5 protein-coding genes are annotated in these 5523 nt (G+C 54.2%); 3 read left to right on the forward strand and 2 right to left on the reverse strand.

From position 1 onward, the window contains the following. Positions 1-496 precede the first annotated feature (496 nt). From O6944_01950 to O6944_01960, 3 genes are all read left to right on the forward strand, one after another. Positions 497-1099: a YSC84-related protein gene (locus O6944_01950; protein MCZ6717906.1), complete on the forward strand. Its 603-nt coding sequence runs from the start codon at positions 497-499 to the stop codon at positions 1097-1099. A gap of 195 nt (positions 1100-1294) precedes the next feature. Beyond that, the gene (locus O6944_01955; GenBank protein MCZ6717907.1) at positions 1295-3310 is read left to right on the forward strand and encodes an MBL fold metallo-hydrolase; all 2016 of its coding nucleotides are present in this window, start codon (positions 1295-1297) and stop codon (positions 3308-3310) included. 102 nt (positions 3311-3412) lie between these two features. Further along, positions 3413-4354 carry a transporter gene (locus O6944_01960; GenBank protein MCZ6717908.1) on the forward strand — a complete coding sequence of 314 codons (942 nt, stop codon included), beginning with the start codon at positions 3413-3415 and terminating at the stop codon, positions 4352-4354. On the opposite strand, the gene O6944_01965 is transcribed toward O6944_01960, so the two are convergent. Next, on the reverse strand, positions 4321-4644 hold the full coding sequence (locus O6944_01965) for a hypothetical protein (protein ID MCZ6717909.1): 324 nt from the start codon (positions 4642-4644) through the stop codon (positions 4321-4323). The two genes, O6944_01960 and O6944_01965, sit on opposite strands and share 34 nt — an antisense overlap. A gap of 71 nt (positions 4645-4715) precedes the next feature. Next, positions 4716-5381 carry a hypothetical protein gene (locus O6944_01970; GenBank protein MCZ6717910.1) on the reverse strand — a complete coding sequence of 222 codons (666 nt, stop codon included), beginning with the start codon at positions 5379-5381 and terminating at the stop codon, positions 4716-4718. Positions 5382-5523 lie beyond the last annotated feature (142 nt).

Here is a 5523-nt window from a genome sequence, read left to right on the forward strand (position 1 = left end):
CTTTGGCACATTGCGATGCCGGCGGGTGGGAGCCGTCCACTGCATCAAAAGCAGACATTGGCGAGCTAGGCATCTGCGCGCGCCCTGTAATTTATTCTGCCTCCACCTGTCACTAGTACCAGTTAACTCCAAGGCCCACGCTAATGTAGAATTGCGACTCACGATGTCTGTCGTAATGGCGATTGGCGGGAGTCATATAGGGAATCCCGATTGTATCAACTTTAGCCTGACTGCCGCTGCGGCCCTCGCGAAGCGCCGGAATGAAATGGCATTAGATAGCCGGAATTCCAAAGGAACGGTCGGAAGATTGAACTGATGATTGGACACTGCGATAAGCAACCATCGGCCGCATATCCGACGCCAGGTCGGGATCAGCGTTCTTTTGCAAAGGGCTCAATCGCGATCTGGGACTGGGCAAGCTCAGCAGACACAAACACTGTTTATCCATTGCCCATTTGGGCAATGTCAGCGGTGACAGCTATCTCGGAGATCCACGATGAAAGCCAGGAGAACTTCCGCATTAATCGTCATGGTTCGAAAAACTGTATGCGTGATGGTGGCCATTTTGTTTGCCACGACCACCCTGGTATCAGCACACAATCCCGCCAACAATGCGTCGGCCGCCAAGATCGACCGGGACGTAAACGCGGCGCTGAAACAGCTCCTTAGCACCTCGGCGGCAGCCAGGGCGCTTGCACCGCGGGCCAGAGGTATCCTGGTGTTTCCTAGGATCGTTAAGGCGGGGTTCATCATTGGCGCCCAAGGCGGAGAGGGCGCGCTGCGAAGAGGAGGCAAGACCATAGGCTATTACGCCACGGCTTCGCTCTCGTACGGCCTGCAAGCGGGTGTTCAGAAATTCGGTTATGCGATGTTCCTCATGACAAATTCGGCGATGAGACATCTCAACAAAAGCGGTGGATGGGAGATCGGAACCGGCCCTAATATCGTGATCGTCGACAAGGGAGCAGCCGGCGCGATGACCACGACGACTGCCAGGAAAGGTATTTACGTGTTCTTCTTCAATCAAAAGGGCCTGATGGCTGGGCTCGGAATCCAAGGCACCAAGATTAGCAAATTCACACCTGGCAAGCGCAAATAAGCCTGGGTGACCTTGTAGCTTCCGATCAGCGATTGGTCGTGCAGGATTGAGGGCTGCGGGCAATAGCCGGCAATGTACACGCTAACGCGACATAGTCTTAGTCAGCTTCGTCGGTGCAAGCAAAATGAGGAGGTAACGATGAGGGGAATACCGGCCGCTCTTGTTTCGGTTGCAGCCAGTTTAGCGTTTGCGTCAATGGCAACGGCGCAAGGGATTGCGCATTTCGACAAAAAGGGGAAACCCCCTTCATCGCATACGATTGCGAAGCACAAGAAACTGCAGAATTCGCTTCCATTCCGGGACAAGCGCGACTTTGTTGAAGCTAAGCGGGGTTTCATCGCCGCACCAAAATACAAGAAGATCAAGGCGCAGGCCGGCCATACCGCGTGGGACATGGGCCGGTATGCGTTCCTGCTGAAGAAAAACGCCACCTATTACAGCATCCACCCATCGCTGATGCGTCAGGCCAAGCTAAATATGAGCTATGGCCTCTACGAAGTGCTAAAGGGAAAAATTTACCAGGTACGCGGCTTCGACCTCGCCAACATCACCTTTGTTCGCTCCAAGTCGGGTTGGATTGTGTTCGATCCTCTTACCGCTGCGGAGACTGCCAAGGCTGCATACGAGTTGCTCAGTGAACATTTGGGAACCTATCCTATCGTAGCTGTCGTCTACTCTCACTCGCATGCCGATCATTTTGGTGGTGTACGCGGCATTGTCAAAGAGACAGACGTGCGCAGCGGCAAGGTCCAGATCCTGGCGCCGGGTGGTTTCATGGCTCACGCAATCGCCGAAAATGTCCATGCCGGTAACGCCATGACTCGCCGAATGTTCTACCAGTACGGCGTGTTGTTGAATGCAAGTCCTTTTGGCCACGTGGACCAGTCAATCGGCAAAAACACCGCAGTAGGCAACCTTGGTTTGATTCCGCCCACCAAGGTCATCAATAAGAGGCTCCAAGAAGTAACCATCGACGGTGTGAGAATGATTTTTCAGAACACGCCGGGGACCGAGGCGCCCGCGGAGATGAACACTTATTTTCCGGAATGGAAAGCGCTCTGGATGGCGGAGAATATTTCTAACACGGTGCACAACATTTACACGCTCCGAGGTGCGCTGGTGCGGGATGCTCTTGCCTGGTCGCGGGAGATCAACCGCGCGCTCTACCTGTTTGGAACCAAGGCCGAGGTAATGTTCGCCTCGCATAGCTGGCCGCGCTGGGGAAATAAGCGTGTTCAGGAAGTGATGCGTATACAGCGGGATATCTACGCTCACATCAACAATCACACGCTGCATCTGGCAAACCGAGGGGTCACTATCAATCAGATCCACAACGTTTACCAGGTTCCTAAAAGCTTGAAGAACAGCTGGGCAGCGCGTGGATATCACGGCTCGATGGAGCACAATGTGCGAGCCGTGATCAATCGCTATCTTGGGTACTGGGACGCCAACCCGACGACTTTGATTCCGCTGTCGCCCAAAGATTCGGCACCTCTGTACGTCGAGATGATGGGTGGCGCGAATAAGATTATTGCCAAGGGCCGGGAACTCCACAAGGCGGGCAAGTATAAGTTGGCCATGGAAATTCTCAACAAGCTAGTCCTCGCTGAACCGAATAACCAGGAAGCAAAAGATTTGCTGGCGGACGTGTTTGAGCAGATCGGATACCAACAGGAAAGCCCGAGCGTGCGCAACAGCTTCCTAGCCGCTGCCTATGAACTACGGAACGGTATTCCGACTGGGGCCTCCCCGAAAAGTTCCGGGCCGGACATGATCCGCGCAATGTCGACCCAACTGTTCCTGGAGTTCATTGCGATCCGTATGGACAGCCGCAAAGCCGAAGGTATGAAATTTACGATCAATCTCGTGACGCCGGACAACAAAGAGAAGTTCGTCGTTGAGATGAACAATGCGACTCTCACTGTTTTACAAGGCCATCAGGCGATGAATTCCGATCTGACGCTCACGATCAACCGTTCTGACCTGCTTCAGGTCATGGTCGGCAAAATCACGCTTGCAAAGCAGATCGAGACTGGCAAAGCAAAAGTAAAGGGCAACGCAAAAGTGCTGCAGCAGCTCGCCTCAACGCTATTCAATTTCGAGATGGGCTTCGAAATAATGCCTGGAACAAAACCGGCCGTCGCAACAGGCGGCGACGGAAAAAACCCGTACAAGGCCAGCAGGCCAGACGTTAGATCGGTCTCCGATTAGTTAGCGCAATATCAGATCTCGCTGGGTAGGCCTACGACGCCATGGACGGCGAGAAAGCCGTGGCATTGGGTGCATTGTCCCGAGGCAGGAAAGGTGGCACCAATGATTAAGAGAACGACATTAATTTTATGCGGGTTTCTGCTCGCTTATGCTCTGTGCGCTCATGGTGTTAGTGCAATAGCTGCTGAAGGCGGCTCAAGCCTATATATCCCCGGTGGCGCGGGAGACGTTTTGATCGCTTTATCGCCCGAGCCCGGACTTCAGGTCGCAAATTCGGTTTATACGCAAGTCGCCAGCGTGGATAGAGCCGTTTTGCGGGGGGCAGTCGATCTGGGCATCGACCTGACTGTCGTGCTTAATTTTCTTGCAGCGGCGTACACTTTTGAAAAACCGGTTCTTGGCGGAACCTATACGATCGCCGCTATTATTCCGTTTGGATATGCCAGTTTGGACGTGTCAGCGACCGGATTTGGCGGCAGTGCCAGTGCCAGTGATAACTCATTCAACCTCGCCGATATCGCCATTGTCCCGCTACAGCTCAACTGGACGGCTGGCAATTTTCACTTCAAATTCGCAGAGGTGATCATCGCCCCAGTTGGCGGGTACGACGTGAAGAACCTTGTAAATCTTGGCCGTAATTACTGGGCTTTCGATACCATCGGTGCTGTAACCTGGTTTAATCCGGGATCGGGAACAGAGGTGTCGATAGCACCAGGAATAATGGTGAATTTGAGGAATGATGCCACGGACTACAAGACCGGCACGGAGTTCCATGTTGACTTCACGGTTAACCAGTTCTTATCGAAAAACTTTGCCCTCGGTCTCAGAGGTTACTACTACCGACAACTGACGGCGGACAGCGGCAGTGGCGCTCGTCTCGGCGATTTCAAGGGGGAGTCTCTCGGGCTTGGTCCCGGATTTCTTTGGCAACCCAAATTCGCCGATGGCAAACTGTCGATCGTTGCCAAGGTTATGTTTGATGTTACGGCCACGAACCGCTTCAAGTCGACTTACGGGAGTCTTGGGGTCGCCTGGAAGTTCTGAGTTGTTTCCCGGCTGGATTGGGGCGGCCGATTTGCACCGTTCCATAGATTAAGCCGCCACCCGGCATCCTCAGGGTAAATCGGTTGCTTGTGTGCATGCCGCTCTCCTGCGCCTTGTTTCAGGCCATCGCGCATGGCCTGGAAGTTGACGATCGGCATGCCCCAGACCGCAGCCACGATTGCCCGGCGCTCGACCATGCGGTCCTTGACGTCCGCCACCGTGGGCGCGGCGAAGAGCATCATTGCAGCAATGATTGCCAGAATGCGCTTTGTAGTACTCAGCGTTTTCATCTCATCTTTCCTGTTAAGGGACATTCTTTTTTGGACCATACGGCGTAGTTCTACGCGGTTGGCGGAAATGATCACTTCCTGAAGTTGATGCGCTTCGCGCTGAAGAACCCGCCCAAGATCAAATCGCCATCGAGGAGGAAATAGCCGATCCCGCCCCACGTATTGTAGAGGAAGCTATCGTTCGGGAATGTCCAACGGGCTTTGAGCTTACCTGTCTCCCAATCGAGAGCGGCATATTCGTACCGGAGCCCGACCTTGTTCGCGACGTAGATGAGCCTCGTCTTTGCCGATACGACCGGGACCATCACATCGGTATTGTCTATCGTGAGGTCCATCCAGGCTTTTCTGAACTTGTTCGCCTTTGGGTCCCAGACAAACTTCTGAATCCCGCGGGGTGCGAGCCGCGTAACGCCAGCCGTAATGGCATTTCCGAATATGTCGCCGCGCGCAGGCGACGGCTCAGGAAAAGTCCCGTTCAGCACGACGGCGCCGTACCCCAGTACAACCGGTGACGGCTCAATGGTCAGATAACTTACGTCGATTCGGATTTGACCGGCGATACGGCGGGACTTGGCGCCTGCTATTTTCTTGAAGTCCGCCGGAATCTTGTTGCGCCAGAACGCAACCAGCTTGGTGCCTTTTTCGTCCGCGTCTGCGATCAGAACGAGCTTATCTTCATCGTCGCCAAAACCCATCAATGTGCTCGGTGTTAGGCGATAGGCGATCTGCCCGTCCACAAATGTCCGCTTTGGGTCATGTGTGGACGGCTCCCCATTGGCAAGGGTTGATTTGACGTTTGTGCAAGTTGGTCGGGTGCAGTCATGTGTTCGGCCTGTTGATGCGGTCTGTCATAGCCGCTGGCCCTAATGCGATACGCGG

Source organism: Gammaproteobacteria bacterium (assembly GCA_027296625.1).
Classification (GTDB): domain Bacteria; phylum Pseudomonadota; class Gammaproteobacteria; order JAKEHO01; family JAKEHO01; genus JAKEHO01.